This is a genomic window from Micromonospora sp. WMMC264, assembly GCF_027497275.1.
GTDB lineage: Bacteria > Actinomycetota > Actinomycetes > Mycobacteriales > Micromonosporaceae > Micromonospora > Micromonospora chalcea.
This window is the reverse complement of sequence record NZ_CP114907.1, coordinates 6730179-6756094: the sequence shown is the minus strand read 5'-3', so window position 1 is coordinate 6756094 and position 25916 is coordinate 6730179. Positions and strand designations below refer to the sequence as shown.

The window sequence follows — 25916 nt, the reverse complement described above, 5'->3', positions numbered from 1 at the left end:
GCGGACCCGGACGGCCGGCTCACCGCAGGCGGTACGCCTGGATGATCCGCTGGGTCACGGTGTTGCCGGCGTCGTCACGGGCGGTGGCCCGCAGCGACGCGTACCCCGGGCCGGCCGGGTGCCGGACGGTGGCCGTCCACGCCCCGCCCTGCTTCTTCACTGTCGCCTTGCGCCAGGTCTTCCCGCCGTCGTAGGAGACGTCGACGGTGAGCGCGACGACCCGGCCGGACGGCGCGCCGGGCTGGCGCTGAACCGCCACCGGCACGGTGAACGTCCGGCCCGCCGGTGCCGAGCTGTCCACCGCCAGCGGCGGGGTGAACCGGACCGCCATGGCCGGCAGCCGGGCCGGCACGTCACCCGGAACCCGCTTGGAGCGGAACGTCCAGCTCGCCGAGACCTCGGTGCTCAGGTCGGTGAAGCCGCGCTTCGCCACGGTCTCCAGCCGGTAGTTCGCCGCGCCCGGCGGCACTGTGAACTCGCCGTACCCCGGGTAGGGCGACTCGCCGACCAGCTTGCCGTTGCGGAACAGCCGCGTGTGCTCGGTGTCGTTCAGCGAACCGCCCGGGTGCCCGGCCGCGTCGCTGTGCACCGGCAGCGCGACCACGATGCTGTCGCCGATGCGGGTGATGCTCTCCTCCGGCCAGCGCGGCTGCGGGAACGACGGGCCGAAGGGGCCCTTGTTCCATTCCTCGGTGTAGGTGCGCCCGGCCCGGTAGCGGGTGGGCACGGACTGCAGCACCGCCCGCGCCTCCAGCCAGCCGTCCTCGTCCCGCTCACCGAAGTCCAGCTCGGCGCTCCAGCGGGTCTTGGCGGTGGAGAGGTGCTCGATCCGCTTGCCGGGCACCTGGACCGGCAGGACGATCGCCGAGCCGCCGATGTCGTAGTCGGACTCCGGGAACACGACCCGTTCGTTGTCCATCCCGGTGTAGCCGGCGGCGAACCGGCTCGTGACGGTGGCGAAGTCGGCGGGCCGGTAGTGCCTGACGAAACCGGTCGGGAACCGGCCCGGGAACTGCTCGTTCAGGCCGTAGAAGTACGGGCTGCGCTCGGGCGCCTTCGCCTCGGTCCACTGGCTGGCGACCGCGCCGACGAAGAGGTCGCCGGAGACGTTGCGGCCGACCTGGCCCGAGTAGAGACCGTCGAACTTGTCGGCCCAGAGCCCGAAGCTGGCTTGGAAGTCGTCGAGCTTCCAGGCCGCGGTGAGGTCGATCAGCAGCGGTGCCGCGCCGCGCTGCGGCACCGTGGTACGGACCGGCTTCGCCGCCCGCGCGTCCAGCACGAGCCGCTGGTTGCCGGTCACCACCAGCTCCGGCTGGGCGAGGAAGGAGACCTCCGACCAGCCCTCGTCGCCGGCTGCGAAGATCAGGCTCTGCACGCCGTACCGGCCCTTTGGCACCCGCAGCCGGGCCTCGCCGTCGGCGTCGTACACGTCGCGGTAGCTGGCGTCGTCGAGCCCGAGCAGGCTGGTGAAGTAGTCACCGGTCAGAGCGCCGGAGCGGTTGCGGTGCGTCACCGTCAGGTCGTAGCTCTCCACCTCGCGGTCGACCGCGAGCGGGGTCACCGCCACCGCGTCGCCGGCGCGGGCGACCAGGCGGCCGGTCCAGTAGCCGTCGGCGCCGCCGAGCCGGGTGTCCACGACCACCGTCACCTGGGCGCTGCCGCCCGCCGGGACGGTGAGCCGGGAGGCGCTGAGGGCGAGCATGCCGGCCGGTGCGGACCGTCCGCCCGGCCCGGTGAACTCGGTGCTCAGGTCCAGCGTGACCGGGGCGGTCCCGCCGTTGCGGTAGGTGACGGTCCGGCTGATCGGCTGGTCGTCGGTGTGCGGCCAGGTCGCCACGCCGAACGAGACGGACGGCGGGTCGCTGGTCACCTGCTGGGTGATCGCGCGGGCGAGGTCGACCCGGCCCGCGCCCTGCTGGTACGCGGTCTGCTCCGGGTGCGGCTTGGCCGAGGCCATCAACGTCGCCTTGTAGCTGGCGGGCGTCCAGCCGGGGTGCTGCTGGGCGAGGAGCGCGACCGCGCCGGCCACGTGCGGCGTGGCCATCGACGTGCCGGACAGTGCGGCGTACTTGTCGCCCACCGGGTCGCCGATCTCGCCGTGTGCGGCCCGGGCGGCCACGATCTCCACGCCGGGCGCGGTGATGTCCGGCTTGATCGCTCCGTCGCCGACCCGGGGGCCACGGCTGGAGAAGTCGGCGAGCGCGTCGTCGCGGTCCACGGCGCCGACCGCCAGCGCGGCGTCGGCGCTGGCCGGCGACCCGACCGAGCCGTCGGCGCCGTCGTTGCCGGCGGCGATCACGAAGAGCGTCCCGTGCTGCTCGGTGAGCGTCCCCACCGCCTCCTCCAGCGGGTCCACCTCCGGCGTGTCGCCGCCGCCGAGACTCATGTTGACCACAGTGGCGTGCTGTTCGGCGGCGGCCCACTGCATGCCGGCCAGGATGGCCGACTCGGTGCAGCCGTAGACCTCGCAGACCTTCCCGGACAGCAGCGTGGCGTCCGGCGCGACGCCCCGGTACTTCCCGCCGGAGGCGGCCCCGCTGCCGGCGATGGTCGAGGCCACGTGGGTTCCGTGCCCGACGATGTCGTCCGGGTTGGTCTCCTCGGTGAAGTTGCGCGACTCGGCGACCTTGCCCGCCAGGTCCGGGTGGGTGAGGTCGACGCCGGTGTCGAGCACCGCGACCCGGACGCCCTTGCCGGTGTATCCGGCGGCCCAGGCGGTCGGCGCGCCGATCTGCGGCACGCTGTGGTCGAGCGTCACCCGCCGCCGGCCGTCGAGCCAGATCCGCTCGACACCCCCCGCCGCGTCGAGCCGGGCACCGGAACTGTCGGCGCTGACCGCGTTCCAGAGCGCGCCGGTGTCGCTCTTGGACGCGACGACCGCCGCGCCGGTGATCGCCGGCAGGTCGCGGGTCACCCGGGCGCCGGCGAGCGGAGCCGCCGCGCGCCGGGCCACCCCCGGCCGGTACGTCACGAGCAGCGGTACGGTGTCGCGCCGCGCGTCGTCGTAGCCGGCCTCAATCAGCCCGGTGACGTCGAACAGCCGCCGGTCGAGTTTGCCGGCGCGGACCAGCGGGAGCGCGTCCTGCGGCAGCACGGTGAGGCGGTCGCGCTCGCGGCGGACCAGGAACTCGATGCCGGTACGCCCGGCACCGGGGCGTACCGCGGCGTGGCCGCCGGTGACGGTGACCCGGTCCCCGGTGATCAGGGTGACGGTGGCCGTACGGTTGCCGGCCTGTTCGGACGGGCCGGTGGGCGCGGTCGGGCCGGTGGGCGCGGCAGCCCGCGCGGGCACCGGCAGACCGAGCGCCAGCGCCAGGGCCATGCCCAGCGCGCCCAGTTTTCTGCGATTCCGGAGCAACCTTCCTCCTTCGTCGAACGTTTCATCGATGAGGGACACATCGATGCGGGTATCAGCATTGCATACCGCGTATGCATCGGGAAGTCGCCGATCCGACGGAACCGCCACCACGCTTCCGAACCGGCCGGGACGATCGAGCGATGACCTCCATGAAGGACCGGATGCTGGCCGGCGAGCAGTACATCGCCGACGATCCCGCGATCATCGCCGACCTGGAGCGCGCGGCCCGGCTCAGCGAACGCTTCAACCGCAGCTCCGCCGACGATCCGGCGGGCCGCCTCGCCGCGCTGCGCGAACTGCTCGGCTCACTCGGCGAGGACGCCTGGGTCCGGCCGCCACTGCACTGCGACTACGGACACCAGACGCACATCGGCCCGCGCACGTTCGTCAACTTCAACGCGGTCCTTCTCGACGTCGCCCGCATCACCATCGGCGCGGACGTCCAGATCGGACCGAACGTGCAGTTGCTCACCGCCACCCACCCGGTCGAACCGGAGGCGCGCCGGGCCAAGTGGGAATCCGCACAGCCGATCACCATCGGTGACAACGTCTGGCTCGGCGGCGGAGTGATCGTCCTGGCCGGGGTGACCATCGGCGAGAACACGGTGGTCGGCGCCGGCGCTGTCGTGACCCGCGACCTGCCGGCCAATGTGGTGGCGGTGGGTAACCCCGCTCGTCCGATCAGAAGCCTGACTCAGCCATCCTGAGCTGCGGGAACAACCGCTCCAGCGGATGCGGACTCCAGCCCCGGCGTGCACTCTGAGTAGTAGGGCGTTCACCGGGAGGCACTATGGAGCGGGTCCTCGAACTACGGGTGCACGGGGTGTCGAACACCCCGCCGGATCAGCTGCTCGGCCTGAAAGCAGGCGCGAACGGTGACGGTGGGCAACCAGCACTCGTCGCCGGCGGTCAGGTGACCGGCTTCTACCGGTCCACCACAGCCGGCCGGGACGACCCGATCACCGTCGAGGCGTACAGCTGGGGGCAGTTGACCTCCGGCGCGCGGACCCGGCGGGACGTGGAACGGGCGCTGTGGACGCTGCTGCTCCCTTTCGCCCTGGCGAACGTCGCGCTGCACGCCCGCGCGGGCATCCCGCCCGACCCGGACCAGGAGCGCTGGGCCAGCCGGTCCGGCATCACCGCCTGGCTCATCCGCCTGTTCTGCCTGAGCCTGACCTGCACGCTCGTCATGACCGTGACCGGCGTCGGCGTGGACCTGATCGGCTGGCAGTGCGTGGAGGCGGACTGCCTCGGCCGGCTCCCCGGGCCGTGGCAGTTCCTCGGCGACTCCTGGTGGCGGCAGGGCACCCGGGCGCTCGCGCTCGGACTGCTGCTGCCGCTGCTCGTGCTGGCCGCGATCGGACTCGTCGCCTTCCGCACCTACCAGTACGAGGCGCAGATGCCCGCCGACCCGCACCACCATGCGCCCGTCCGGGAAGACGGTGAGCCGGTCGAACCACCGGAGCCGCGCGAGCCGCCGCAGAACCCGCTCCAGGATCCGACGTTCTGGAACGGGGAAGGGCAACTGCGCCGCGCCGCCGTGCTGCACCTGTGCACGGGCGCGGTCACCGCCGCCGCCGTACCCGTCACCGCGGTTCTCATCATGGATCCGCCGCGCGGCCTGCGGGCCGCTGTCGCCTGGCCGACCGTCGCGCTGCTCGCCGCCGTGGTGACGATCGCCGTGATCGCGGTGGCCCGGCCCTGGTTGAGCCGGCGCCAGGGCGCCACCCCGCTCGGCCGGTGGAGCATCGCCGTCGCGGCGCTCACCGCGCTCGGTCTGGTCGGCACGTTCGTCCTGCTGCTGCTGCCCGAGGGCCCGGCCGGCCAGCCGCTGTCGGCGTACCGGCCGCCGCTCGGGTGCGCGGCGCAGCCGGAGATCGCCGGCTGCCATGCCGACCGGTCACTGCCCGGGTACGACACCGCCATCGCCTGGCTCGTCGCCTACCAGGTGCTGCTGCTGGTGGCCATCGCCGCGGCGAACCGCTCCGGCCGGCGGGCACTGGCCGGTCCGGCCGCCGGGGCGCTGCTGCTGCCGCTGGGCGCGACCTGGATCGAACGCGGGCTGCCCGGCCTGCCCGACGCGCCGGACGCGCTGCGCACCTGGATGCTCGTCGGCCCGGCCGGTGTGCTGGCCGGCATCGGACTGCTCCTGCCCCGCCTGCGCCCGGCGGTGCCGACCCAGCCGCTCGGCGCGTACACCGATCTGGCCTGGCGGGGCTGCGCCCCGGCGGTCATCGCCGGTTTCGGCTGGATGATGGCGGCGGCCTACTGCGCCGGACTGCTCTACTGGGTCAGCGACCGGCTGGACGCGTCGGCCGAGCCGAGCGGCCCGAGCCGGGTGATACCTCCGCTCGCCGTCTTCTGGGCCGGGCTGGCCTGCGCGGTCGGCCTGCTCGCGCTGATCGGGCTGCTGGTCCGGGTCGCGGTCCTGCTGCACCGCCTGCGCCGGGTGGAGTACGCCCGGCTCACCGCTGCCCCCGGCCTGTCCGCGCACGACCGGCGACGCTGCCGCGACGTCAGCACGTACCGGGCGCTGCACCGGCTGGTCGGCGAGCACGCGGTCCGGCTGATGGGCTGCTACGCCGCGTTCTGCGCGGTCCTGGTCACGCTCTGCTGCGCCGCCGCGCTCTCCGGCGAACGGCCGAGCCCGCTGTCCCCCTCCGGCTGGCAGACCGCCATCCACTGGACCGCCGAACGGGGAGACGCCATCCTCGGCTGGCTGCCGGTGGTGATGGCGGCGCTCGGGCTGCTGGTCTACCGCACCGACTCGGTACGCCGCTCGGTCGGCGTGATCTGGGACGTGTGCACGTTCTGGCCCCGGGCCGCGCACCCGCTCGCCCCGCCCAGCTACGCCGAGCGCGCCGTACCGGAACTCCAGACCCGGGTCGCGGGCCTGCTGGCGCTACCGCCGCACCACAGCGACCGGATGGACGGCGTCATCCTCTCCGGGCACAGCCAGGGCACCGTCATCTGCGCCGCAGTGCTTCTGCAACTGCCCCGCCGGTGGCGGCTGCGTACCTGGTTCTTCTCCTACGGCTGCCAGCTCACCCGGCTCTACGGGCGGGTCTTCCCGTCCTACTTCGGCCCGGAGCGGCTGCGTACGCTGGCCGGCGCGCTCACCTGGCCCGGCGGCCACGTGGCCTGGACGAACTTCTGGCGGGACACGGATCCGCTCGGCTGGCAGGTCAGCGCCGGGCAGCGGGACGTGCCGGTGGCGGACCCGGAGGCGCTGCACCCGACCGGCGGCGAGGTGGCCGACCCGCCCATCCGCAGCCACAGCGGCTACCCGGAGGCGGCGGAGTTCACCCGCGAGCGCGCCGTGGTGGCCCGGTTGCTGCGCCGCACCGTGCCGTCGCCCCGGCAACGGGCCGGCTGACCGTGCGCCGGTGCGGCGGCGGGTCTGCGGCAGCGCCCGGCGTCACGCCGGCGGCGGGTCGGCCAGGCGGACCACCAGGTCGGCGTGCACGGCCGTGCCCGCGACCAGCCGGGCGTTCTCCTCGTCGCTGCCCAGCGCCCAGGCCCGGGCCTGCTCCGGCGACTTCCCGTACGCCTCGTGCCGCGCGGTGAGCCGGCGCACCCGCACCTCCGCGTCCAGATCGAGGAACCATGCCTCGTGCAGGAGCGTCCGCACCTCCTCCCACGGGTCGTCCCGCAGCAGCAGGTAGTTGCCCTCGGTGACCACCAGGCGCACCTCGGGCGGGACCTCGATCGCCCCGGCGACCGGCTCCTCCAGGTCACGGCGGAACTCCGGCGCCCACACCGACGTCGGCTCCAGCCGGCGCAACCGGCGCAGCATCGAGGCGAACCCGTTGACGTCGAACGTGTCCGGCGCGCCCTTGCGCCCCGACCGGCCGAGCCGCTCCAACGCCGTCCCGGCCAGGTGGAAGCCGTCCATCGGGACCAGCCGGGCGACCGGGCCGAGCGCGGCCACGATCCCTTCCGCCAGGGTGGACTTGCCCGCACCGGGTGCCCCGGCGATGCCGAGCAGCTGACGCGGGCCGGCCTCGGCCAGCGCGCGCGCCCGGGCGACCAGGTCGTCGAGCCCGAGCACCTCCGCCGCCGGCATCAGCCCAGCACCGGCTCGCTGATGGTGAACCGCGCCTCGACCGCCGCCTGCACCGGCTGCGGCGCCGGGTCCAGCTCCAACTCCAGCTCCGGCTGCTCGCCGGAGCGCGCGTACGCCGCCTTGACCATCATCGGCGGGGACGCGCTCAGCCCGGTGTCGGACAGCTCCCGCAGCGCCGTCACCCGGGCGCCGAGCGCCTCGGCGTACTCCCGGGCCCGGACCAGCGCGTCCGCGATCGCCGCCTGCCGCGCCTCCCGGTAGGCCGGGCTGTCCGGCCGCAGCGACCACACCGGGCCGGCCACCTCGACCTGCTCCTGGTCGGCCAGGCGGAGCATCAGCTCGCCCAGCGCGGTGAAGTCGCTCGTCGTGACAGTGGTGCTCACGCTGCCCTGGTAGGCCACCACGCGGTCGCCGGAACGCCTCGTCACCGGCCAGACGTGCACCTGGCCCGTCTCCCGCCGCTCCACCGCCGGCTCGGCCGCGTCGAGCAGCGCCCGCACCGCGGCGGCCCGTTCGGCCAGCCGGGTCAGCGTGGTCTCGCGATCCCGGTCCCGGGCCGTCGCCGTCACCGTGAACCGCGCCAGCTCGGGCGCCACCTCCCGGTACGCCTCACCGCGTACCGCCACGACCGGTGCGTCCGCCATGCCGCTCAGCCTAACGGCGGCGTGGCCGGCAGGTGCCCCGTGTAGGTGACCGCGCCGCCCGCCTCGCGTACCCCGGTCAGGTGACCGCCCGCGGCGCCCAGCTCCCGCAGGTACGCCAGCTCGCCGACGTGGTCGGCGGCGCACGGGAACTCCCGCCGGTGCGCGGTGAACTCGCGCGCCCGCAGCGTGGACCGGGTCTGCCGCCCCTCGGCGAGGCGCTCGGCCAGCGCGTCGGCGTCGCCGGCGCGCAGCGCCTCGGTCAGCTCGCCCAGGAAGACGCCGAGCGCGTCCAGCTCGGCGAGGACGCGGTCGCGGTTCCCGAGCAGCATGTTCGCGGTCCGTTCGGGCGGCCCGCCGGCGACCCGGGTGCCGTCGGAGAAGCTCCCGGCCGCGAGCGTCAGAACCGCGTCCCGCAGCGCCGACCGGTGCACGGTGCCGGCCAGCGCCCCGGCGAGCACGTGCGGCACGTGCGAGGCGAGCGCCGCCGCTCCGTCGTGCTCCGGGGCGGACATCGGCACCACCCGGGCGTGGAAGACGTCCACGAGCAGCGCGGCCAGCCGCCGGAAGGCGTCCAGCCCGGTCGGCCCCGGGCAGAGCACCCAGGCGGCGCCGTCGAGCAGGCCCGGCTCGGCCGCGTCCGGTCCGGCCCGGTCGGCCCCGGCCATCGGGTGGCCCGGCACGAACCGGTGCCCGAGCCCCTGCACGGTGGCGACGGTGCTCACCTCGGCCTTGACGCTGCCGACGTCGGTGAGCACGCACCTGTCGTCGGTGACGGCGGCGACCCGGGCCAACGTCGCCGGCAACGTCGGCAGGGGGCCGCAGAGGAACACCACGTCCCGGCCGGCCACCGCGTCCTCGACCGTGTCGGCCACCACGACGCCCCGCTCGCGTACCCGCCCGCGGGTCTCCGGGTCCGGGTCCCAGCCGGTCACGTCGAGCCCGGCGTCGCGCAACCGGAGCAGCAGCGAACCGCCGATCAGCCCGGTGCCGACCACCGCCGCCCGTGCCAGCTCGCCCGCCATGTCAGGACCCGGCGAGCCGCCCGGCCACCGCGTCGACACGCTCGTCGGACTCGGTGAGCGCCACCCGGACGTGCCGGGCGCCGGCCGGGCCGTAGAAGATCCCGGCCGCGACCAGGATGCCCCGGCGGGCCAGCCAGTCCACCGTGTCCCAGCAGTCCTCGTCGCGGGTCAGCCAGAGGTAGAGGCCGGCCTCCGAGTGCTCGACCGTGAAGCCGGCCCCGGTGAACGCCGCACGCAGCTTCTCCCGCCGGACGCGGTAGCGCTCCCGCTGGGCGTCGGCGTGCTCCTGGTCGCCGAGCGCGGCCACCATCGCGGCCTGCACCGGCGCAGGCACGATCAGACCCGCGTGCTTGCGGATCTTGAGCAGCTCGGCCACCAGCGCCGGGTCACCGGCGACGAAACCGGCCCGGTACCCGGCCAGGTTCGAGCGCTTGGACAGCGAGTGCACCGCCAACACGCCGTCGTACGAGCCGCCGCACACCTCGGGCGAGAGCACCGAGACGGGCTCGGCGTCCCAGCCCAGCGGCAGGTAGCACTCGTCGCTGGCCACCACGGCCCCGCGCTCGCGCGCCCACTCGACCACCTTGCGCAGGTGGGCGGCGGGCAGCACCCGGCCGGTCGGGTTGCCCGGCGAGTTGACCCAGACCAGCCGGACCCGGGGATCCGGGCCGAGCGCAGTCAGCGAGTCGGTGCGTACGGTGGTCGCGCCGACCAGCCGCGCCCCGTCCTCGTACGTCGGGTAGGCCACCGACGGCACCACCACCACGTCACCGGGGCCGAGCCCGAGCAGCGTGGGCAGCCACGCCACCAGCTCCTTGGAGCCGATCGTGGGCAGCACGCCCAGCCCGTCGACGCCCGCGCCGCAGGCCCGGGCGACCCACGCCGCGATCGCGTCCCGCAGCGCCGCGGTGCCGGCGGTCAGCGGGTAGCCCGGCGCGTTCGACGCGTCGGCCAGCGCCTGCCGGATCAGCTGTGGCACCGGGTCGACCGGCGTGCCCATCGACAGATTGATGAGACCGTCCGGATGCGCCGCGGCCGTGGCGGCCGCGGCGTCCAGGGTGTCCCAGGTGAAGTCGGGCAGCCGTGCCGAGACCGGCGAGCGCCGGTTCAGTGGCCCTCGCCGCGCGGCGGCTGCGCGGCGACGAAGGTGGCGTCCTTCTCCACCTTGCCGATCTTCGAGGCGCCACCGGGCGAGCCCAGGTCCTCGAAGAACTCGTAGTTGGCCCCGGTGTAGTCCTTCCACTGCTCCGGGACGTCGTCCTCGTAGAAGATCGCTTCTACCGGGCAGACCGGCTCGCAGGCACCACAGTCGACGCACTCGTCGGGGTGGATGTAGAGCATCCGGTTGCCCTCGTAGATGCAGTCGACCGGGCACTCCTCGATGCATGCCTTGTCGAGCACATCCACGCACGGCTCGGCGATGATGTAGGTCACCGGTCTTCTCCTCCGCAGACTCGTCGCGATCACCCGCAACGGTAAGAGCCTAGTATCTCGCCGGGGAGGGGGTCGATCGTGCTCCGACAGCAGGACGTGGGACACCGGATCGTGGTCCGCCGGATTGTGGGGATTCGTGAGGGCCGCACGCTGTTCTCCGACGCGCTCGGCGAACTCGTCGAGCTGAGCGAGACCCACATCACCCTCGCCACCGACGCCGGCCCGCTGCGCGTACCGGTCGCCGAGGTGCACCGGGCCAAGCGGGTGCCGCCGGCCCGCCGCCCCACCGCCGCCGCCGTGGTCGCGCTGGAGCTGGCCGCCGACGAGGCGTGGCCCGCACCGGTACGCGGACGGCTCGGCGACTGGCGGCTGCGCTGGGCCGACGGCTGGACCGGCCGGGCCAACAGCGCGCTGCCGGTCGGCGACCCGGACCGGCCCCTGCCCGCCGCGCTGGACGCGGTGCAGCGCTGGTACGCCGAGCGGGGCGGCACCGCGCTGGTGAACACCCCGCTGCCGCTGGCCGCCCCGGTCGGCGCCGAACTGGACGCGCGCGGCTGGACGGCCCGGCCCCCGGTGCTGGTGCAGACCGTGCCGCTGCGCGCCCTGGCCGCGCCGCCGGACGCCGGGCTCGCCGACACGCCGCCGGATGCCGACACGCCGACCGCCGGCCCGGACGGCCCGCCGCCGCTCGCCGGTCCGGACGGCACGCCGCCGGTGACGCTGGCCGGCGCGCCCGCCGACGACTGGCTGGCGATCGCCGCCGGTCGCAAGGGAGGCCTGCCGGACGCCGCGCGGCACGTGCTCACGGCCGTCGACCGGGTCCGCTTCGCGGAGCTGCGGATCGACGGCCGGCTGCTCGCGGTCGGCCGGGGCACGGTGACCGGCGAAGGCCGCTGGCTCGGCGTCAGCCTGCTCGAAGTGCTGCCCGAGGCGCGTCGGCGCGGATTCGCCGTCGCGGTCGTCCGCGCCCTGGCCCGCTGGGGCGCGGACGAGGGCGCCACGCGGGCGTTCCTCCAGGTGGAGCAGAGCAACACCGGCGCGGTCGAGCTCTACCGCCGGCTCGGGTTCACCACCCACCACACCTACCTGACCCGGGTCGCCCCGGCCGCCTGAACGGCCGGAGGGTCAGCGCCGGACGACCCGGCGCGGCCGGGACCGCTTCATCTCGGCGTACCGCTTGAGCTGCCGGGACCGGTAGTCCCGGCCGAGCGCGGTGAGGATCAGGTAGCCGACCAGCACACCGGCGGCGGTGGCGGCGAGATAGAGCCAGATCTGGGCGAAGAAGAGACCGGCGCCACCGCCGAACGGGTTCTCCCCGACCACCAGCGGACCGACGAACACGGTGAGCGCCAGCGCCACCCCCACCGCGGCGGCCAGGTCACCGGCCAGGCGGCCGAGCGGACGGTCGGCCCCCCACCGGAACGCGACGCCCGCCAGGATCAGCCCGATCACCAGGAACATCACCAGCGACACCCGGTCGGACGCGGCGTCGTCGTCCGGGAACGCGAATCTGGTGACCAGCCGGGCCACCACGTTCACCGCGAACAACGCGGCCGCCAGCACTCCGACCGCACGCCACCGCTGACCCATCGCACGCCTCCCGCCGTACCGCCCGCTCCCTCGGCGGGCCTCTGGCAGGAATGTCTACCACCGTCGCCTGTGTGGCGTCAGCACCTCACCGGACAGGGGGCGGCGTCACCAGGTGCCGGAAACCGACCACCGCGAACGTGACCGCGCCGGCCACGATCAGCGCCAGGCCGAGCACGTTGTCGCCGACCAGCGCGAGATCACCCTCGACGGTCCGGACACCGCCCGCCACGATCACCACGAACCACGGCAGCGCGGCCAGCACGACCGCCCAGCGGCCCCCCGTCGACCGGTGCCCGAACGAGCCCAGCAGCACCGTCGCCGCCACCACCACCGGCACGCCGACGACCACCGCGCCCACCCCGACCAGCGCCTGCGCCGCGCCGGAACGGCCCTGCACCAGCTCCCAGGCCCAGGTCGAGAAGATCAGTTCGAGCAGCGCGAGCAGCACGCCGCCCCAGACCGTCAGCACGCCGCCGGTCACCCGCAGCGCGCGGTCGAGCGTCCGCTCCGCCCGGCTCGGCGGCGCGCCCTCCGGTGGCGGCTCGGCAACTGTCGACACGGGTACGGCCGGCAGCGTCACCGGACACCGGCCGCCGCGACCGGGGACCGATCCGCGGCGTCCGGGGCGATCCCGGCGAAGAGGTCGTCCTCCCAGCCGTACGGGCCATGGCCCGGCCCCTTCTCGCCCACCGCGAGCGTGAAGTACTCGACGCCCATGAACTCGCCGCCGAAGTTGCCGGCGATCGAGTAGAGCCACGAGTTGGCCGGGATCTGGGTGGCGTGGGCCCGCATCGCCGCCTCCTTGGCGGCGTGCTGCTCGGTGCCGTCGATCCGGGCGGCGATCTCCGCGTCCGGCGTGCCGAACGGCAGCTCGTCGGCGCTCTCGATGCCGGCGAACGGGTTGTCCGAGGACTCGGTGAACGTCTCCAGCCCGGCGTCGAGCACGCTGCGCGGCATGGCCGTCCAGTAGACCTTCGCCGGGGCGATCCCCTCGGCCGCGGCCAGCTCCACGCCGCGCATCGCCACCCGGTGCGCCTGGATGTGGTCCGGGTGGCCGTAGAAGCCGTTCGGGTCGTACGTGACGAGCACCTGGGGACGGACCTCGCGGATGACCTCCAGCAGGTGCCCGGCGGCGACGTCCAGGTCGGCCTGCCAGAACGCCCGCGGGTGCTCGTTGGTGGCCATGCCCATCATGCCCGAGTCGCGGTAGCGGCCCGCCCCGCCGAGGAACCGGTGATCGGTGACGCCGAGCGCGGCGCAGGCGTCGGCCAGCTCGCCGATCCGGTAGCCGCCGAGCTGGTCCGCCTCGGCCGCGCAGAGCTGGGCCAGCGCCGGGACGTGGATCTCGCCCTCCTCGCCCAGCGTGCAGGTGACGAGCGTGACGTGGGCGCCGGTGGCGGTGTAGTGCGCCATCGTCGCGCCGGTGCCGATCGACTCGTCGTCGGGATGCGCGTGGACCAGCAGAAGGCGTCGGTCGGGCAGCGTCGTCACGCCCGTCACTCTAACCGGCGGTCCTGCCCGCTCGACGGTGATGCGTCCGCTCAGGTCGGCCACATCACCTCCGGCGCGCGCCTACGCTGCAGGCGTGGACTTTCCCGAGCTGGCCGCCCGTACCCGTCGGTTCAGCCACGGGGCGCCGCGCGCCGTCACCGTCTCCGGCGACGGCGCCCGGGTCGTCTTCCTGCGCTCCGCGGGACCGGAGGACCCGGCCGACGCGCTCTGGCTGCTCGACATCGACAGCGGCGAGGAACGCCTGGTCGCCGATCCGGCGGTGCTGCTGGGCGCGGACGCCGATCCGGCCCGCCTGTCCCCGGGTGAGCGGGCGCTGCGCGAGCGGCTGCGGCTCAGCTCCGGCGGCATCGGCTCGTACGCCCTGGACGCGGCCGGCCGGGTGGCCGCGTTCGCGCTGGCCGGGCGGCTGTTCCGGGCCGACCTGGTGCACGGCGACGTGGTCGAGGTGGCTACCGGCGGGCCGGTGATCGACCCCCGGCCCGACCCGACCGGCGAGCGGCTGGCCTACGTCACCGACGCCGCCGAGGGCGTACGCCGGGGCCAGCTGCGGGTGGTGGAGCCGGACGGTACCGACAACCTGCTCGCCGGTGAGGACAGCGGCGTGACCTGGGGGCTGGCCGAGCACATCGCCGCCGAGGAGTTCGACCGCTACCGCGGCTACTGGTGGGCGCCGGACGGGCGCAGCGTGCTGGCCGCCCGGGTCGACGAGTCCCGGCTGGAACGCTGGTACCTGCACGACCCGGCCGACCCGGCGAGCCCGCCGACGTCGCTGGCGTACCCCGTAGCGGGTGGCCCGAACGCGGAGGTCAGCCTGCACCTGCTCGACCTCGACGGCGGCTGGGTCGACGTGCACTGGGACCGGGAGACCTACCCCTACCTGAGCTCGGCGGACTGGTCCGACGGCGGGCCGCTGATCACCGTGCTGCGCCGCTCGCAGCAGCACGGCCTGGTGCTGGCGGTGGACCCGCGCACCGGGGAGACACAGGTGCACGCCGAGCTGGCCGACCCGCGCTGGGTGGAACCGATCCCCGGCACCCCCGCCCACCTGCCCGACGGGCGGGTGCTGGTCGGCGGCGAGCTGGCCCACGACGGGTACGACGCACGCTGCCTGTTCGCCGACGGCACGCTGCTCACCCCGCCCTCGCTGTACGTGCGGCGGGTGGTCGGGCGGCTGCCGAACGGCCCGGGCACGACCGCGGACCTGCTGGTCGAGGCGAGTGAGGGTGAGCCGAGCCAGCGCCACCTCTACCGGGTGCGGACCACCATCGGCGGCGGCATGGACGCCCGCCGGATGGGCAGCGACCCCGGCTGGCACACCGCCTCGATCGGCGGCTCCACGCTGGCGGTGGGCATCGCGTCGCTGGAGCACCCCGGCGTGCGCTGGCGGGTCTGGCACGGCGACCGCGAGGTGGGTGAGCTGCGCTCGCTGGCCGCCACCTGCTCGTACGCGCCGCGGCCGACGATGGTCCGGGTCACCGACCGGCGGCTACCAAGCGCGGTGCTCTACCCGGCCGAGCACGTCAAAGGCACCCGGCTGCCGGTGCTGCTGGACATCTACGGCGGCCCCGGCCACCAGGAGGTGGTGGCGGCCCGCAGCGTCTGGCTGGAGCGGCAGTGGTGGGCCGAGCAGGGCTTCGCGGTGGTCACCATCGACAACCGGGGCACCCCCGGCATCGCGCCTTCGTTCGAGAAGGCGATCCACCGCCGGGTCGCCGACGTGATCCTCACCGACCAGGTGGACGCGCTCACCGCGCTCGCCGACAAGCACCCCGACCTGGACCTGGAACGGGTGGCGGTGCGCGGCTGGTCGTTCGGCGGCTGGCTGGCCGGGCTGGCGGTGCTGCGCCATCCGGAGTTGTTCAAGTGCGCGATCGTCGGCGCGCCGGTCACCGACTGGGCGCTGTACGACACCGCGTACAGCGAGCGCTACCTCGGCATGCCCGACGACGGCATGGACGTCTACGCCCACCACTCGCTGGTCGAGCTGGCCGCCGAGCCGCTCGGCGACCCGGCGCAGGCCCGGCCGATGCTGCTGGTGCACGGCCTGGCCGACGACAACGTGCTGGCCGCGCACACGCTGCGGCTGTCCGCGGCGCTGCTGGCGACGGGCCGCCCGCACGCGGTGCTGCCGCTGACCGGGGCGAGCCACCTGGCCGCGGGCGGGGTGTCCGAGCGCCTGCTCCGGCTGGAGCTGGACTTCCTCCGCCGCTACTTGTAAGGAAGGGCCCCCTTTTAACGCCTGCGGTAGAGGAAGGGCCCCTTCTTAACGCCAGGCGTTAAGAAGGGGCCCTTCCTTGCAGAGCTACTGCTTGACGTACGCGTTGACGAAGCTGGGCCAGCCGAAGATGCTGCCGATGAAGATGCCGCCGGCCTTCTCGCCGTGCGCCACGGAGACCACCTCGTTGTAGAGCGGCACCGCCGGCGCGGACTCCTTCATCAGCTTCTCGTCCAGCTTGCTCCACTCCTCGGCCTGCTTGGCCGGGTCGAGGGCCAGCACCCGGTCGAACTCGGCGTTGATCGCCTCGTTGTTGAGCTGGGACGTGTTGCTGTTGCCCTCGGCCTTGAGGCTGCGGCCGTCGAAGAGCACCGGCAGGATCGAGGCGCCGCTGGGCCAGTCGGCCGCCCACGAGTCGACCCACAGGTCCCAGGGGTTGCTCTTCTTCTTCACGAAGTCGAGGTAGCCGTCCTCGGGGATCGGCTTGACGGTGACCGTGAAGCCGGCCTTCTCCAGCGCGTTCTTGACCTGGGTGGCGGTCTCCTGCGAGGCGGTGTCGTCGGAGGTGCCGAGCACCAGGTTCACCGACTTGCCGCCCAGCGTCTCCTTCGCCTTCGCCGGGTCGCCGCTCTCACCGGCCGGGTACGCGTCGTACTTCTTGTACCCGAGCGTGGTCGGGGGCAGCAGCGTGGTCAGCGGCACCGCGCCGTACGGGCCGCCGAGGTTCTTGGTGATGCTGCTGCGGTCGATCGCGTAGTTGATCGCCTGCCGCACGGACAGGTCGGTGACCCGGGTGGTGTTGATGCTCAGCCGGTAGGCGTTGGGCGTCGCCGCGACGATCATCCGCGCCTTGAGCGCCGGGTCGCCGGTCACCTTCGCGATCAGCTCGGGCGGCACGCCGCCGGTGGCGACCGCCGCTGCGTCGTTGCCGGTGCCGGCGAGGACGCGGTTGGTCTGGGTGGTGTTGTCCGAGCCGAGCGACCAGACGAACTTGTCCGGGTACGCGTGCCGCACCGGGTCGGTGGCCGGATCCCAGTTCGTGTTGCGCTCCAGCACCATCTCCACGCCGGGCTGGATCTTGGTGAACCGGTACGGCCCGGACGAGAACGGCATGTTGTCCAGGTTGACGCCGGTGTCCTTGTCCGGCGGCAGCGGCGCGGTGGCCGGCAGCGACACCGCGAACGGCAGGTCGCAGCGGGGCTTGTTGAACTCGAAGCGCAGCGTGCGCGGGTCCGGCGTGGTCAGGCCGGGCGGCAGCGAGGTCTTGTTCTTCTTGAAGTCCCACTTGGTGTCGTACTGCGGGCTGTCGGCCAGCCACTCCTGCAGGTAGGTGGGGCCGCCGGTCAGGTCCGGGTCGAACGAGCGGGCGATGCCGTACGCGATCTCCTTGGAGGTGATCGGGCGGCCGTCCTCGAACTTGACGCCCTCCTTGATCGTGAACTCCCAGACCTTGCAGTCGTTGTTCACGTTCTTGCCGGGCGTCTCGGCGAGGTCGCCGACCAGCGTGACGTTGCCCTTGCCGTCGTCCTTGAAGGTGGTGAGGAACCGGGCGTAGAGCTGGCTGCCCATCAGGCCGGCGAACGAGTAGACCCGCTGCGGGTCCAGGTGGGAGATCTTGCTCTCGCGCAGGATGTAGAAGGTTCCGCCCTTGGCCGCGCCGGGCACCTCGGCCGCCGGGCCGAGCGAGTCCTTCGGGTCGGTCGCGATGGCGCCGCTGCGGGGCTTGTTCGTGTCCGCGGTGTCGCCGTTGTCGCCGGTGTTCTTGCTGCACGCACTGAGGGCGACCACCAGTGCCATCGCACCGCCCACGGCGGTGGCGAGTCTTGCTCGCATACTCAACTCCTCGGGTCCGATGAAGGAAAGCTTCGCCTAGCTTTCACTCGCGGTAAATTTCGAGCAGATAACGGGGGCACAACGATCGACCACCGGCGACGCCCGGATCAGCCCAGACGCACCCGTGGATCGATGAACGCGTACAGCAGGTCGACCACGATGTTCGCCACCACCACGAACAGCGCCGACACCAGGACGGTGGCCATGATGGTCGGCAGGTCGCCCTGGCGTACCGCCTCCACCGCCGTACGCCCCAGCCCCTGGATGCCGAACGTCGTCTCGGTGATGACGGTGCCGCCCAGTGCCGCGCCCACGTCGAGCCCGGCGATCGTCACGATCGGCGTGATCGCGGCGCGCAGCGCGTGCCGTCCGTACACATTGCGTTTCGCCACGCCCTTGGCCCGCGCGGTCCGCACGAAGTCCTCGGAGAGCGTCTCCAGCATCTGCGCCCGGGACAGCCGCGCGTAGATCGCGGAGAAGAGCAGCGCGAGCGTCACCCACGCCAGCACCAGGCCGCGCGCCCATTCGATCGGGTTCTCCAGGAACGGCACGTAGCGGGGTGTCGGCAGGATCTTCAGCGAGTACACGAAGACCAGCAGCAGCACGGCGCCGACGAAGTAGAGCTGCAGCGAGGCGAACGTCAGCGTCAACCCGATCGAGATGCGGTCGAGCAGCGACCCCCGCCGCAGCGCGGAGATCATCCCGAGCCCCACGCCGAGCGCCAGCCAGAGCACCGCCGCCGGGAGCACGATGTTCAGCGTCACCGGCAGCACCCGGGCGAACGTGTCGGTCACCGCCTCGCTGTTGACGTACGAGTAGCCGAGGCAGGGCGCCTCGCACTTGCCGCCCTGCGCGCTGCCCAGGTCACGGCCGACGAAGATGCCCTTCATGTAGTTGACGTACTGCGTCGGCTTCGGGTCGTTGAGCCCCAGCTCCGTGCGTACCCGCTCCAGCCGCTCGGCGTTGCAGTTCTTCGGGCACATGCCGGTCACCGGGTCGCGGGGCAGCGCGAAGAACATGAGGAAACTGACGATGCTCACCGCGAGCAGCACCGAGACCGCGAGCAGCAGCCGCTTCAGCAGAAACCGCACCATGTCGTCGAACCCCCTACCGTGACGACTTCGGGTCGAGCGCGTCGCGCAGCGCGTCGCCGAAGAGGTTGAACGCCAGCACGAGCGCGAAGATGGTGATGCCGGGGAAGAAGACGTACGCCGGGTCGGTCTGCAGGTAGTCGATGCTGCGGTAGATCATCCGGCCGAAGCTCGGCACCGACTCGGGCAGCCCGACGCCGAGGAAGGACAGCGCCGCCTCGCCCGTGACGTACGACGGCACGGCGAGCGAGAACGCCACCAGGATCGGGGCCCAGATGTTCGGCAGCAACTGCCGGAACAGCATGTGCCCGAGCCCGGCGCCGCTGGCCCGCGCCGCCTCCACGAACTCCCGTTCGCGCAGCGACACCACCTGGCCCCGGACGAGCCGGGCCGTGCCGGTCCAGCCGAACGCGGCGAAGACCACGATCAGCGTGGTCACCGCGAACCACGTCGGCACCGCGTCCCGGGGGCCGTAGAAGCGCAGCGAGAACGTCGGCACCACGGCCAGCGCGAAGATGAGGAACGGCAACGCCAGCGCGACGTCGGTGATCCAGCTGATCACCGAGTCGACCACGCCGCCCAGGAAGCCGGCGACGATCCCGAGCACCACGCCGATGGTCGTGGTGACCAGCGCGGCGCCGAGCGCGATCAGCAGCGACGTCCGGATGCCGTAGATCATCCGGATGAAGATGTCCCGGCCCAGGCCCGGTTCCAGCCCGAACCAGTGGTCACCGCTGACGCCGCCCACGTAGCCCAGCGGCATGCCGGTGGCGTCCAGCAGGTCACCGAACTGCTGGTTCGGCGACACGCCGTACAGCCGCTGGATCAGCGGCGCGGCCACCGCCGCCAGGATGAACAGGGCCAGCACGACACCGCTGACCATTGCGGTACGGTCGCGCCGCAGCCGGGCCCAGACGAGCTGGCCCGGTGAGCGGCCGACCAGCCGCTTCTTCTCGTCCGGCTCCTGATCGGAGGACTCGATCTCGGCGAGCGCCGCGCCCTCGACCGGCGACAGGCTCATTTCGACACCTCCACGGGTTCGCCGGTCGGCATGCCGACCGGTCCGCTCTCCGGGTAGTGGCAGGCGGTGAGCTGCCTGCCGCCGTCCCGGGTGGTCAGCGCCGGTTCTTCGGTGGCGCAGTGGTCGGTGGCTTTCCAGCAGCGGGTACGGAAGCGGCAGCCCGATGGCGGGTTCAACGGGGTGGGGACGTCGCCGGTGAGGCGGATCCGGCCGGCGGGCCCGAGCGTGGAGACGTCCGGAATCGCCGACAGCAGGGCTCGGGTGTAGGGGTGCTGGGGCCGGGTGTAGATGTCGTCGCGATCGCCGATCTCGACGATCTTGCCGAGATACATGACAGCGACGCGGTGGCAGAAGTGGCGGATGACGGCGAGGTCGTGGGCGATGAACACGAACGCCAGGTCCAGGTCGCGTTGCAGGTCGCGCAGCAGGTTGATGACCTGCGCCTGGATCGACACGTCCAGCGCCGAGACGGGTTCGTCGGCGACGATCAGCTTCGGTTTCAACGCCAGGGCGCGGGCGATGCCGATGCGCTGGCGCTGCCCGCCGGAGAACTCGTGCGGGTACCTGTTGTAGTGCTCCGGATTCAACCCGACGAGTTCCAGCAGCTCCTGGACGCGCTTCTTGACGCCGCCCGGTGGGGTGATCCGGTTGACCTGCAACGGCATCGCCACGATCCGCCCGACCGTGTGACGGGGGTTCAGCGAGGCGTACGGGTCCTGAAAGATGATCTGCAGGTCCTGCCGCAACGCGCGCAGCTCACGCCGCCCGCCGTGGGTGATGTCCCGTCCCGCGAACTCGATCGTCCCGGCCGTGGGTTCCAGCAGACGCACCAGCATCCGCCCGGTCGTGGTCTTCCCACACCCGGACTCCCCCACCAGGCCGAGCGTCTCGCCCGGCCGCACATCGAAGTCCAACCCGTCGACAGCACGCACCGCACCCCGCGCGCGCAGCCCCTGCCGCACCGGGAAGTGCTTGGTCAGTCCTCGCACCGACAGCAGCGGTTCGGTCTCGGCGCTCATCGGGCCACCCCCACCTGCGCGACCTCGTTGCGGTAGATCCGCTCCCGGTCACCCGCCGGCAGGTGACAGGCGACCAGGTGACCCGGCACGCCGGCCTCCCGCAGCTCGGGCACCTCGGTGCGGGACCGGTCGCCGTTCACGCCGGCCCACCGGCACCGCGGATGGAACGCGCACCCCGACGGCAGATTGATCAAGCTGGGTGGGTTGCCGGGGATCGGCACCAGGTCCGCGTCCGCGTCACCGTGCAACGACGGCACACTCGACAACAACCCCCACGTGTACGGATGCTGCGGCGCCCGCAACACCCGCTCCACACTCCCGTGCTCCACCGCCCGACCCGCGTACATCACCAACACGTCATCAGCCACCTGACTGACCACACCCAGGTCATGCGTGATCAGGATGATCGCCGACCGGAACTCCTCCTGCAGATCGGCCAGGAGGTCCAGGATCTGCGCCTGCACCGTCACATCCAACGCCGTCGTCGGCTCATCGGCGATCAACAGATCCGGATCGTTCACCAGCGCCATCGCGATCATCGCCCGCTGCCGCATCCCACCCGAGAACTCGTGCGGAAACTGATCGAACCGCTTCCCCGGCTGCGGAATCCCCACCCGGCCCAGCATGTCCACCGCCCGCGTCCGGGCCTCCCGTTTTCCGGCCCTCGGGTGGTGCACCCGGTACGCCTCCGCGATCTGCCTGCCCACCGAGTAGTACGGATGCAACGCCGACAACGGATCCTGAAAGATCATCGCCATGTCCCGGCCCCGCAACCGGCGGATCTCCTCCTCACGCAGACCCACCAACTGACGCCCACCGACCGAGATCTCCCCCGAGATGGTCGTCCGCTTCGCGTTGTGCAAACCGAGAATCGCCAGCGACGTCACGCTCTTGCCGGACCCGGACTCCCCCACGATCCCCAGCGTGCGACCCCGCTCGACGGCGAACGACACCCCGTCCACGGCCCGCACCACACCGTCCTCGGTGTCGAACCGCACCCGCAGATCCCGGACCTGGAGATAGGGCCCGTCGCCGGAGCGCTGCTCCGGCACCTCCGGGCGGTCCGGCTCCCCGGACGGCACCGCCTCCGACCTGCCCATTGACCGCCTCCCCTTCGGTGATGAAGAGAACCTACAGGAAAACCCAGGAGGCGAAAATAAGCTACATCGAGCGGTCTGTCAGCGGCCTGAGCGTAACGACTGGGTTTCCGTCTCGCACGCCCGTCACCTGGGACATCCACACTCGCGACTGGCCGTCGCGGCCTCATCGCCGCACCCGGAGTGCGACGATGGTGCCGGCGACGAAGGGACGATTCCCGTCGGCACGAGGTGGAGGCGACCATGACCGCGGCGGTGTTCGGCCACGACGGCCCGTGGACCGAAGAGGAGTACCTCGCCCTCGGCGAGACGCGGCAACGCGTCGAACTCTTCGACGGGAGCCTGCACGTGACACCGGCACCGACTCCACGGCACCAGCGAATCCAGCGGAACCTCGGCAACCTGCTGGAGGCCGCGGCCCGGCACGTCGGCCTGGAACTGCTGGAGACGGTGAACGTCCGGCTCCGGCCAGGCCGCATACCGATTCCCGACCTGGTCGTCACCGAGCCGATCGACTTCGACCAGCCGATGATCGAGGCGCGGGACGTTCGGCTCGTGTGCGAGGTCATCTCACCTGGTAACGCGGCAACCGACAAGGTGCTCAAGATGCACTACTACGCCGCCGCGGGCATCGAGTGGTACCTGCTGGTGGAGCAGGAGACAGGCACGCTGCACCTCCACCGGCGGCAGGGTCGGCACTACCGGGAGGTGTCGGTGACAAAGCCCGGTTCCCTGCTGGAGCTGACCGAGCCCGTCCGCGCCACGATCCGGCCGGAGGATCTCGTCCCCTGACGGATGTCGGTGGGCTCGCCTAGGGTCGGCGCATGAGCGAGCGTCAGCGAGCGAATCATCGGGGCAGCGCAAAGGTGCCTCATGCCGGCACGCAGCGCAGCGGAGTGCCGGCATGAGCGAGCGTCAGCAGGGCAACGGAGTGCCAGCATGAGCGAGTTCGACGCGGCGACCGCCGCCGTCCAAGCCGCCCTCGACGCGGGCGCCCGCTACGCCGACGCCCGGGTCATGCACCGCCGCTACGAGTCGATGTCTGCGCGCAACGGCGACATCGAGGAGCTGAGCCAGGACGAGAGCATCGGGCTGGGCGTACGCGCGCTCGTCGGATCGGGGTGGGGCTTCCACGCCGTACCCGATCTGTCCGACGCGGCGGCCCGCGACGCCGGCCGGCGCGCCGCGGCGATCGCCACCGCGAGCGCGCGGGTTCCCGGCCCGCCGATCGACCTGGTGCCTTCCGAGGCGGCGGTGGCGAGCTGGGCCTCGGAGTGCGCCGTCGACCCGCTCGGGGTGCCGCTGTCGGACAAGGGCGACCTGCTGGTCCGCGCCACCGCGACGATGCGCGAGCACGGCGCCGACCTGGCCGAGGGGCTCTACCAGATCTGGGACACCACGAAATGGTTCGTCTCCAGCGAGGGCCACCGGATCGACCAGCACATCCGGGAGTGCGGCGGCGGCATCTCGGCCACGTCGATCGGCGACGGCGAGACGCAGCGCCGGTCCTACCCGAGCTACCGCGGGCAGTACGGCACGACCGGCTGGGAGCTGGTCACCTCGCTGGACCTGGCCGCGCACGCCGCCCGGATCGCCGAGGAGTCCCGCGAGCTGCTGACCGCGCCGCTCTGCCCGGCCGGCGAGACCGACCTGATCCTCGGCGGCGAGCAGCTCGCGCTGCAGATCCACGAGTCGGTCGGGCACGCCATCGAGCTGGACCGCATCCTCGGCTGGGAGGCGGCTTTCGCCGGCACGTCCTGGCTCGACCTGGCCCGCCTCGGCTCGCTGCGCTACGGCTCCGAGCTGATGAACGTGACCATCGACCCGACCATCCCCGGGGCGCTGGGCAGCTTCGGCTACGACGACGAGGGCTCCCCGGCCGTGGCCCGGGACGCGGTCCGCGAGGGGCGGTGGGTCGGGGTGCTCGCCGGCCGGGACTCGGCCGCCGTCGCCGGCCTGGACTACGGCGGCAGCGTACGGGCCGACGGCTGGGCCCGGCTGCCGATGGTGCGGATGACGAACGTGGGCCTGGAGCCCGGCCCGCACACGCTGGACGAGATCATCGCGGCCACCGACGACGGGGTGCTGATGGACATCAACAGGTCCTGGTCGATCGACGACAAGCGGCTCAACTTCCAGTTCGGCTGCGAGGTCGGCTGGGAGGTCAAGAACGGCCGCCGGGGGCGGATGCTGCGCAACCCGACGTACACCGGCATCGGGCCGGTCTTCTGGCGCTCGATGGACATGCTCTCCTCGGAGACGGTCGCCTGGGGCACGCCCAACTGCGGGAAGGGGCAGCCCGGCCAGGTCGGGCACACCGGCCATCCGGCCGCGCCGGCCCGGTTCCGCGGCGTCCGGGTGGGGGTGCGGGCATGAGCGAGCGCAGCGAGCGAATCAGCAGGCTCAGGGCGACAGTGCCTCATGACGGCACGGAGCGAAGCGGAGTGCCGGCATGAGCGCCGAACTGGGGATCGCGGCGGGAGTGGTGGACCTGGTCCGGCGTACGGCCGGTCCCGGTGCCGAGGCCGAGGTACTGGTGACCCGCACCGACCTGGCCCTGACCCGGTTCGCCAACTCCTTCATCCATCAGAACGTGTCCGAGACCGGTGTCTCCGTACACCTGCGGTTGCACGTGGACGGGCGGACCGCGACCGGCAGCGGCAGCCGGGTCGACGCCAACGGGCTGGCCGCCCTGGTCGAGCGGACCCGGGCCGCGGCCCGGCTCGCGCCGCCCGACCCGGCCTGGCCGGGACTGACCGCGCCGACGCCCGTGCCGTCCGGCCCGGCCACCGACGAGGCCACCGCGTTCGCCTCGCCCGGCGAGCGGGCCGAGCGGGTACGCGCGTTCGTGGACGCGGTCGACGGGCTGGAGGCGGCCGGCTACTGCCGCACCGCGTACCGGTCGGGGGCGTTCGCCAACTCGGCCGGGCACACGGCGGCCGGAAGCGCGGCCGAGGCGGCCATGGACGGCATCGCCCGCGCCGGCGCCGCGGACGGGGTGGCGCGGCTCTGCGCCGACCGGCTCGCCGACCTCGACGGCGCGGCGCTCGGCGCGCACGCGGCGGCGAAGGCACGGGCCGCGGCCGACCCGGTCGAGCTGCCGCCCGGGCACTACGAGGTGGTGCTCGAACCGGCTGCCGTCGCCGACCTGCTGCAGAACCTCGCCTGGTTCGGCTTCAACGGCAAGCGGTACGCCGAACGGCAGTCGTTCGCCGAGCCGGGCACCGCCCAGTTCGACCCGCTGGTGACGCTGGTGGACGACCCGCTGCACGCCGGTACTCTGCCGTTCGACCTGGAGGGCACGCCGCGGCGGGCGTTGCCGCTGGTCGAGGGCGGCATCACCGGGGCGGTGGCGTACGACAGGCGCGGCGGCGCGGAGGCGGGCAGCGGGTCGACCGGCCACGGCATGCCGGGTAGCGCGACGTTCGGGCCGATCCCGCACAACATCCGCCTGCTGGCGGATCCGGGCGTCGCCGATGCGGGCACGACAGTCGCGGCCGGGCCGGTGAGCGCGGGCGTCACCGGAGCGGTGGGCGACCCGGACACCGCCGCGCTGGTGGCCGGGATGCGGCGCGGGCTGCTGGTGAGCGACTTCTGGTACACGCGGGTGCTGGACCCGAAGCAGCTGGTGGTCACCGGGCTGACGCGCAACGGGGTGTGGCTGGTCGAGGACGGCGTGCCGACCCGGGCGGTGCGCGACTTCCGGTTCACCGAGTCGTACCCGCGGGCGCTGGGGCCAGGGCGGGTGCTGGGCCTGGGCCGGGCGCCGGTCCGGCAGCCGGGCCGGGTCGACGGGTCCTGGTACGAGGCGCCGACGCTGCGGCTGTCCTCCTGGCACTTCACCGGCGGCGCGTCCGGGTGATCCGGCGCGTCGCCGGGCGCACCCGCGGCGCCGGTCGGCGCACCGTTCGACCGACCCGCCACATTGATCATGAACTGACTCTTTCCAAGCTGCGGGACACACGGGACACTGCGTTGCGCGGCCGGGCCGTGAAGATCGGCGTAACGTGTGTC

Annotated in this window: 21 protein-coding genes; 7 read left to right on the top strand and 14 right to left on the bottom strand. The window is 73.1% G+C overall.

The window, feature by feature from the left end; genetic code table 11:
• Window positions 1-19 precede the first annotated feature (19 nt).
• Window positions 20-3322 (bottom strand): S8 family serine peptidase, encoded by a 3303-nt coding sequence (locus tag O7542_RS30330; protein WP_281605530.1) that lies wholly within the window; start codon window positions 3320-3322, stop codon window positions 20-22.
• Window positions 3323-3498: 176 nt separating this feature from the next.
• Here O7542_RS30330 and O7542_RS30325 point away from each other — a divergent pair, with 176 nt between their 5' ends.
• Both O7542_RS30325 and O7542_RS30320 read left to right on the top strand, forming a co-directional pair.
• On the top strand, window positions 3499-4065 hold the full coding sequence (locus tag O7542_RS30325; protein ID WP_166457214.1) for a sugar O-acetyltransferase: 567 nt from the start codon (window positions 3499-3501) through the stop codon (window positions 4063-4065).
• A gap of 83 nt (window positions 4066-4148) precedes the next feature.
• Window positions 4149-6734, top strand: a complete 2586-nt coding sequence (locus O7542_RS30320) for a hypothetical protein (RefSeq protein WP_281605529.1) — start codon at window positions 4149-4151, stop codon at window positions 6732-6734.
• A gap of 42 nt (window positions 6735-6776) precedes the next feature.
• Here O7542_RS30320 and O7542_RS30315 read toward each other — a convergent pair whose 3' ends face one another.
• The 5 genes from O7542_RS30315 to fdxA are packed head-to-tail and all read right to left on the bottom strand — an operon-like array spanning window position 6777 to window position 10524.
• Window positions 6777-7424: a nucleoside/nucleotide kinase family protein gene (locus O7542_RS30315; protein ID WP_043328439.1), complete on the bottom strand. Its 648-nt coding sequence runs from the start codon at window positions 7422-7424 to the stop codon at window positions 6777-6779.
• Window positions 7424-8068, bottom strand: coding sequence for an SIMPL domain-containing protein (locus tag O7542_RS30310; protein WP_030504648.1), 645 nt, complete (start codon window positions 8066-8068; stop codon window positions 7424-7426). The genes O7542_RS30315 and O7542_RS30310 overlap by 1 nt, the downstream gene beginning before the upstream one ends.
• 5 nt (window positions 8069-8073) lie before the next feature.
• Window positions 8074-9090 (bottom strand): prephenate dehydrogenase/arogenate dehydrogenase family protein, encoded by a 1017-nt coding sequence (locus O7542_RS30305; RefSeq protein ID WP_069087329.1) that lies wholly within the window; start codon window positions 9088-9090, stop codon window positions 8074-8076.
• Between the two features lies 1 nt (window position 9091).
• Window positions 9092-10201 carry a succinyldiaminopimelate transaminase gene (gene dapC / locus O7542_RS30300; protein WP_043330946.1) on the bottom strand — a complete coding sequence of 370 codons (1110 nt, stop codon included), beginning with the start codon at window positions 10199-10201 and terminating at the stop codon, window positions 9092-9094.
• Window positions 10198-10524 carry a ferredoxin gene (fdxA, locus tag O7542_RS30295; RefSeq protein WP_007464872.1) on the bottom strand — a complete coding sequence of 109 codons (327 nt, stop codon included), beginning with the start codon at window positions 10522-10524 and terminating at the stop codon, window positions 10198-10200. Before fdxA ends, dapC begins: the two co-directional genes overlap by 4 nt.
• A 78-nt stretch (window positions 10525-10602) precedes the next feature.
• Here fdxA and O7542_RS30290 point away from each other — a divergent pair, with 78 nt between their 5' ends.
• Window positions 10603-11637 carry a GNAT family N-acetyltransferase gene (locus tag O7542_RS30290; RefSeq protein WP_104115156.1) on the top strand — a complete coding sequence of 345 codons (1035 nt, stop codon included), beginning with the start codon at window positions 10603-10605 and terminating at the stop codon, window positions 11635-11637.
• A gap of 12 nt (window positions 11638-11649) precedes the next feature.
• Here the strand turns inward: O7542_RS30290 and O7542_RS30285 are convergent, their stop codons facing one another.
• The 3 genes from O7542_RS30285 to mshB form a co-directional block, all read right to left on the bottom strand.
• Window positions 11650-12114, bottom strand: a complete 465-nt coding sequence (locus O7542_RS30285) for a hypothetical protein (RefSeq protein ID WP_104115157.1) — start codon at window positions 12112-12114, stop codon at window positions 11650-11652.
• Between the two features lie 85 nt (window positions 12115-12199).
• The gene (locus O7542_RS30280; RefSeq protein WP_166457217.1) at window positions 12200-12694 is read right to left on the bottom strand and encodes a hypothetical protein; all 495 of its coding nucleotides are present in this window, start codon (window positions 12692-12694) and stop codon (window positions 12200-12202) included.
• The gene (gene mshB / locus O7542_RS30275; protein WP_281605528.1) at window positions 12691-13614 is read right to left on the bottom strand and encodes an N-acetyl-1-D-myo-inositol-2-amino-2-deoxy-alpha-D-glucopyranoside deacetylase; all 924 of its coding nucleotides are present in this window, start codon (window positions 13612-13614) and stop codon (window positions 12691-12693) included. Before mshB ends, O7542_RS30280 begins: the two co-directional genes overlap by 4 nt.
• A gap of 85 nt (window positions 13615-13699) precedes the next feature.
• Between mshB and O7542_RS30270 the strand changes: the two genes are divergently transcribed.
• Complete coding sequence (locus O7542_RS30270) at window positions 13700-15844, top strand: prolyl oligopeptidase family serine peptidase (RefSeq protein WP_043328429.1); 2145 nt, start codon at window positions 13700-13702, stop codon at window positions 15842-15844.
• A gap of 84 nt (window positions 15845-15928) precedes the next feature.
• Here the strand turns inward: O7542_RS30270 and O7542_RS30265 are convergent, their stop codons facing one another.
• From O7542_RS30265 to O7542_RS30245, 5 genes are all read right to left on the bottom strand, one after another.
• Window positions 15929-17674: an ABC transporter substrate-binding protein gene (locus tag O7542_RS30265; protein ID WP_166457219.1), complete on the bottom strand. Its 1746-nt coding sequence runs from the start codon at window positions 17672-17674 to the stop codon at window positions 15929-15931.
• Between the two features lie 107 nt (window positions 17675-17781).
• Window positions 17782-18768, bottom strand: a complete 987-nt coding sequence (locus O7542_RS30260; RefSeq protein WP_043328426.1) for an ABC transporter permease — start codon at window positions 18766-18768, stop codon at window positions 17782-17784.
• Window positions 18769-18781: 13 nt separating this feature from the next.
• Complete coding sequence (locus O7542_RS30255; protein ID WP_064447917.1) at window positions 18782-19786, bottom strand: ABC transporter permease; 1005 nt, start codon at window positions 19784-19786, stop codon at window positions 18782-18784.
• Complete coding sequence (locus O7542_RS30250) at window positions 19783-20805, bottom strand: dipeptide ABC transporter ATP-binding protein (RefSeq protein WP_166457220.1); 1023 nt, start codon at window positions 20803-20805, stop codon at window positions 19783-19785. The genes O7542_RS30255 and O7542_RS30250 overlap by 4 nt, the downstream gene beginning before the upstream one ends.
• A complete protein-coding gene (locus O7542_RS30245) occupies window positions 20802-21905 on the bottom strand; it encodes an ABC transporter ATP-binding protein (protein ID WP_281605527.1) in 1104 nt (367 codons plus the stop codon). The genes O7542_RS30250 and O7542_RS30245 overlap by 4 nt, the downstream gene beginning before the upstream one ends.
• 240 nt (window positions 21906-22145) lie before the next feature.
• Between O7542_RS30245 and O7542_RS30240 the strand changes: the two genes are divergently transcribed.
• The 3 genes from O7542_RS30240 (at window position 22146) to O7542_RS30230 (ending at window position 25764) form a co-directional block, all read left to right on the top strand.
• Window positions 22146-22694: a Uma2 family endonuclease gene (locus O7542_RS30240; RefSeq protein ID WP_043330945.1), complete on the top strand. Its 549-nt coding sequence runs from the start codon at window positions 22146-22148 to the stop codon at window positions 22692-22694.
• Between the two features lie 147 nt (window positions 22695-22841).
• On the top strand, window positions 22842-24278 hold the full coding sequence (locus O7542_RS30235) for a TldD/PmbA family protein (protein WP_043328418.1): 1437 nt from the start codon (window positions 22842-22844) through the stop codon (window positions 24276-24278).
• A 76-nt stretch (window positions 24279-24354) separates the two neighbouring features.
• Entirely contained in the window at window positions 24355-25764 is a 1410-nt protein-coding gene (locus O7542_RS30230; protein WP_281605526.1) for a metallopeptidase TldD-related protein, read from the top strand.
• The last annotated feature ends 152 nt before the right edge of the window (window positions 25765-25916 follow it).

What these genes read in the sequence shown, in the direction of transcription:
- O7542_RS30330 (WP_281605530.1), bottom strand. Translation starts at nt 3,322, where the DNA reads ATGGCCCTGGCGCTGGCGCTCGGTCTGCCGGTGCCCGCGCGGGCTGCC.
- O7542_RS30325 (WP_166457214.1), top strand. Translation starts at nt 3,499, where the DNA reads ATGACCTCCATGAAGGACCGGATGCTGGCCGGCGAGCAGTACATCGCC.
- O7542_RS30320 (WP_281605529.1), top strand. Translation starts at nt 4,149, where the DNA reads ATGGAGCGGGTCCTCGAACTACGGGTGCACGGGGTGTCGAACACCCCG.
- O7542_RS30315 (WP_043328439.1), bottom strand. Translation starts at nt 7,424, where the DNA reads ATGCCGGCGGCGGAGGTGCTCGGGCTCGACGACCTGGTCGCCCGGGCG.
- O7542_RS30310 (WP_030504648.1), bottom strand. Translation starts at nt 8,068, where the DNA reads ATGGCGGACGCACCGGTCGTGGCGGTACGCGGTGAGGCGTACCGGGAG.
- O7542_RS30305 (WP_069087329.1), bottom strand. Translation starts at nt 9,090, where the DNA reads ATGGCGGGCGAGCTGGCACGGGCGGCGGTGGTCGGCACCGGGCTGATC.
- O7542_RS30285 (WP_104115157.1), bottom strand. Translation starts at nt 12,114, where the DNA reads ATGGGTCAGCGGTGGCGTGCGGTCGGAGTGCTGGCGGCCGCGTTGTTC.
- O7542_RS30265 (WP_166457219.1), bottom strand. Translation starts at nt 17,674, where the DNA reads ATGCGAGCAAGACTCGCCACCGCCGTGGGCGGTGCGATGGCACTGGTG.
- O7542_RS30260 (WP_043328426.1), bottom strand. Translation starts at nt 18,768, where the DNA reads ATGGTGCGGTTTCTGCTGAAGCGGCTGCTGCTCGCGGTCTCGGTGCTG.
- O7542_RS30255 (WP_064447917.1), bottom strand. Translation starts at nt 19,786, where the DNA reads ATGAGCCTGTCGCCGGTCGAGGGCGCGGCGCTCGCCGAGATCGAGTCC.
- O7542_RS30250 (WP_166457220.1), bottom strand. Translation starts at nt 20,805, where the DNA reads ATGAGCGCCGAGACCGAACCGCTGCTGTCGGTGCGAGGACTGACCAAG.
- O7542_RS30245 (WP_281605527.1), bottom strand. Translation starts at nt 21,905, where the DNA reads ATGGGCAGGTCGGAGGCGGTGCCGTCCGGGGAGCCGGACCGCCCGGAG.
- O7542_RS30240 (WP_043330945.1), top strand. Translation starts at nt 22,146, where the DNA reads ATGACCGCGGCGGTGTTCGGCCACGACGGCCCGTGGACCGAAGAGGAG.
- O7542_RS30235 (WP_043328418.1), top strand. Translation starts at nt 22,842, where the DNA reads ATGAGCGAGTTCGACGCGGCGACCGCCGCCGTCCAAGCCGCCCTCGAC.
- O7542_RS30230 (WP_281605526.1), top strand. Translation starts at nt 24,355, where the DNA reads ATGAGCGCCGAACTGGGGATCGCGGCGGGAGTGGTGGACCTGGTCCGG.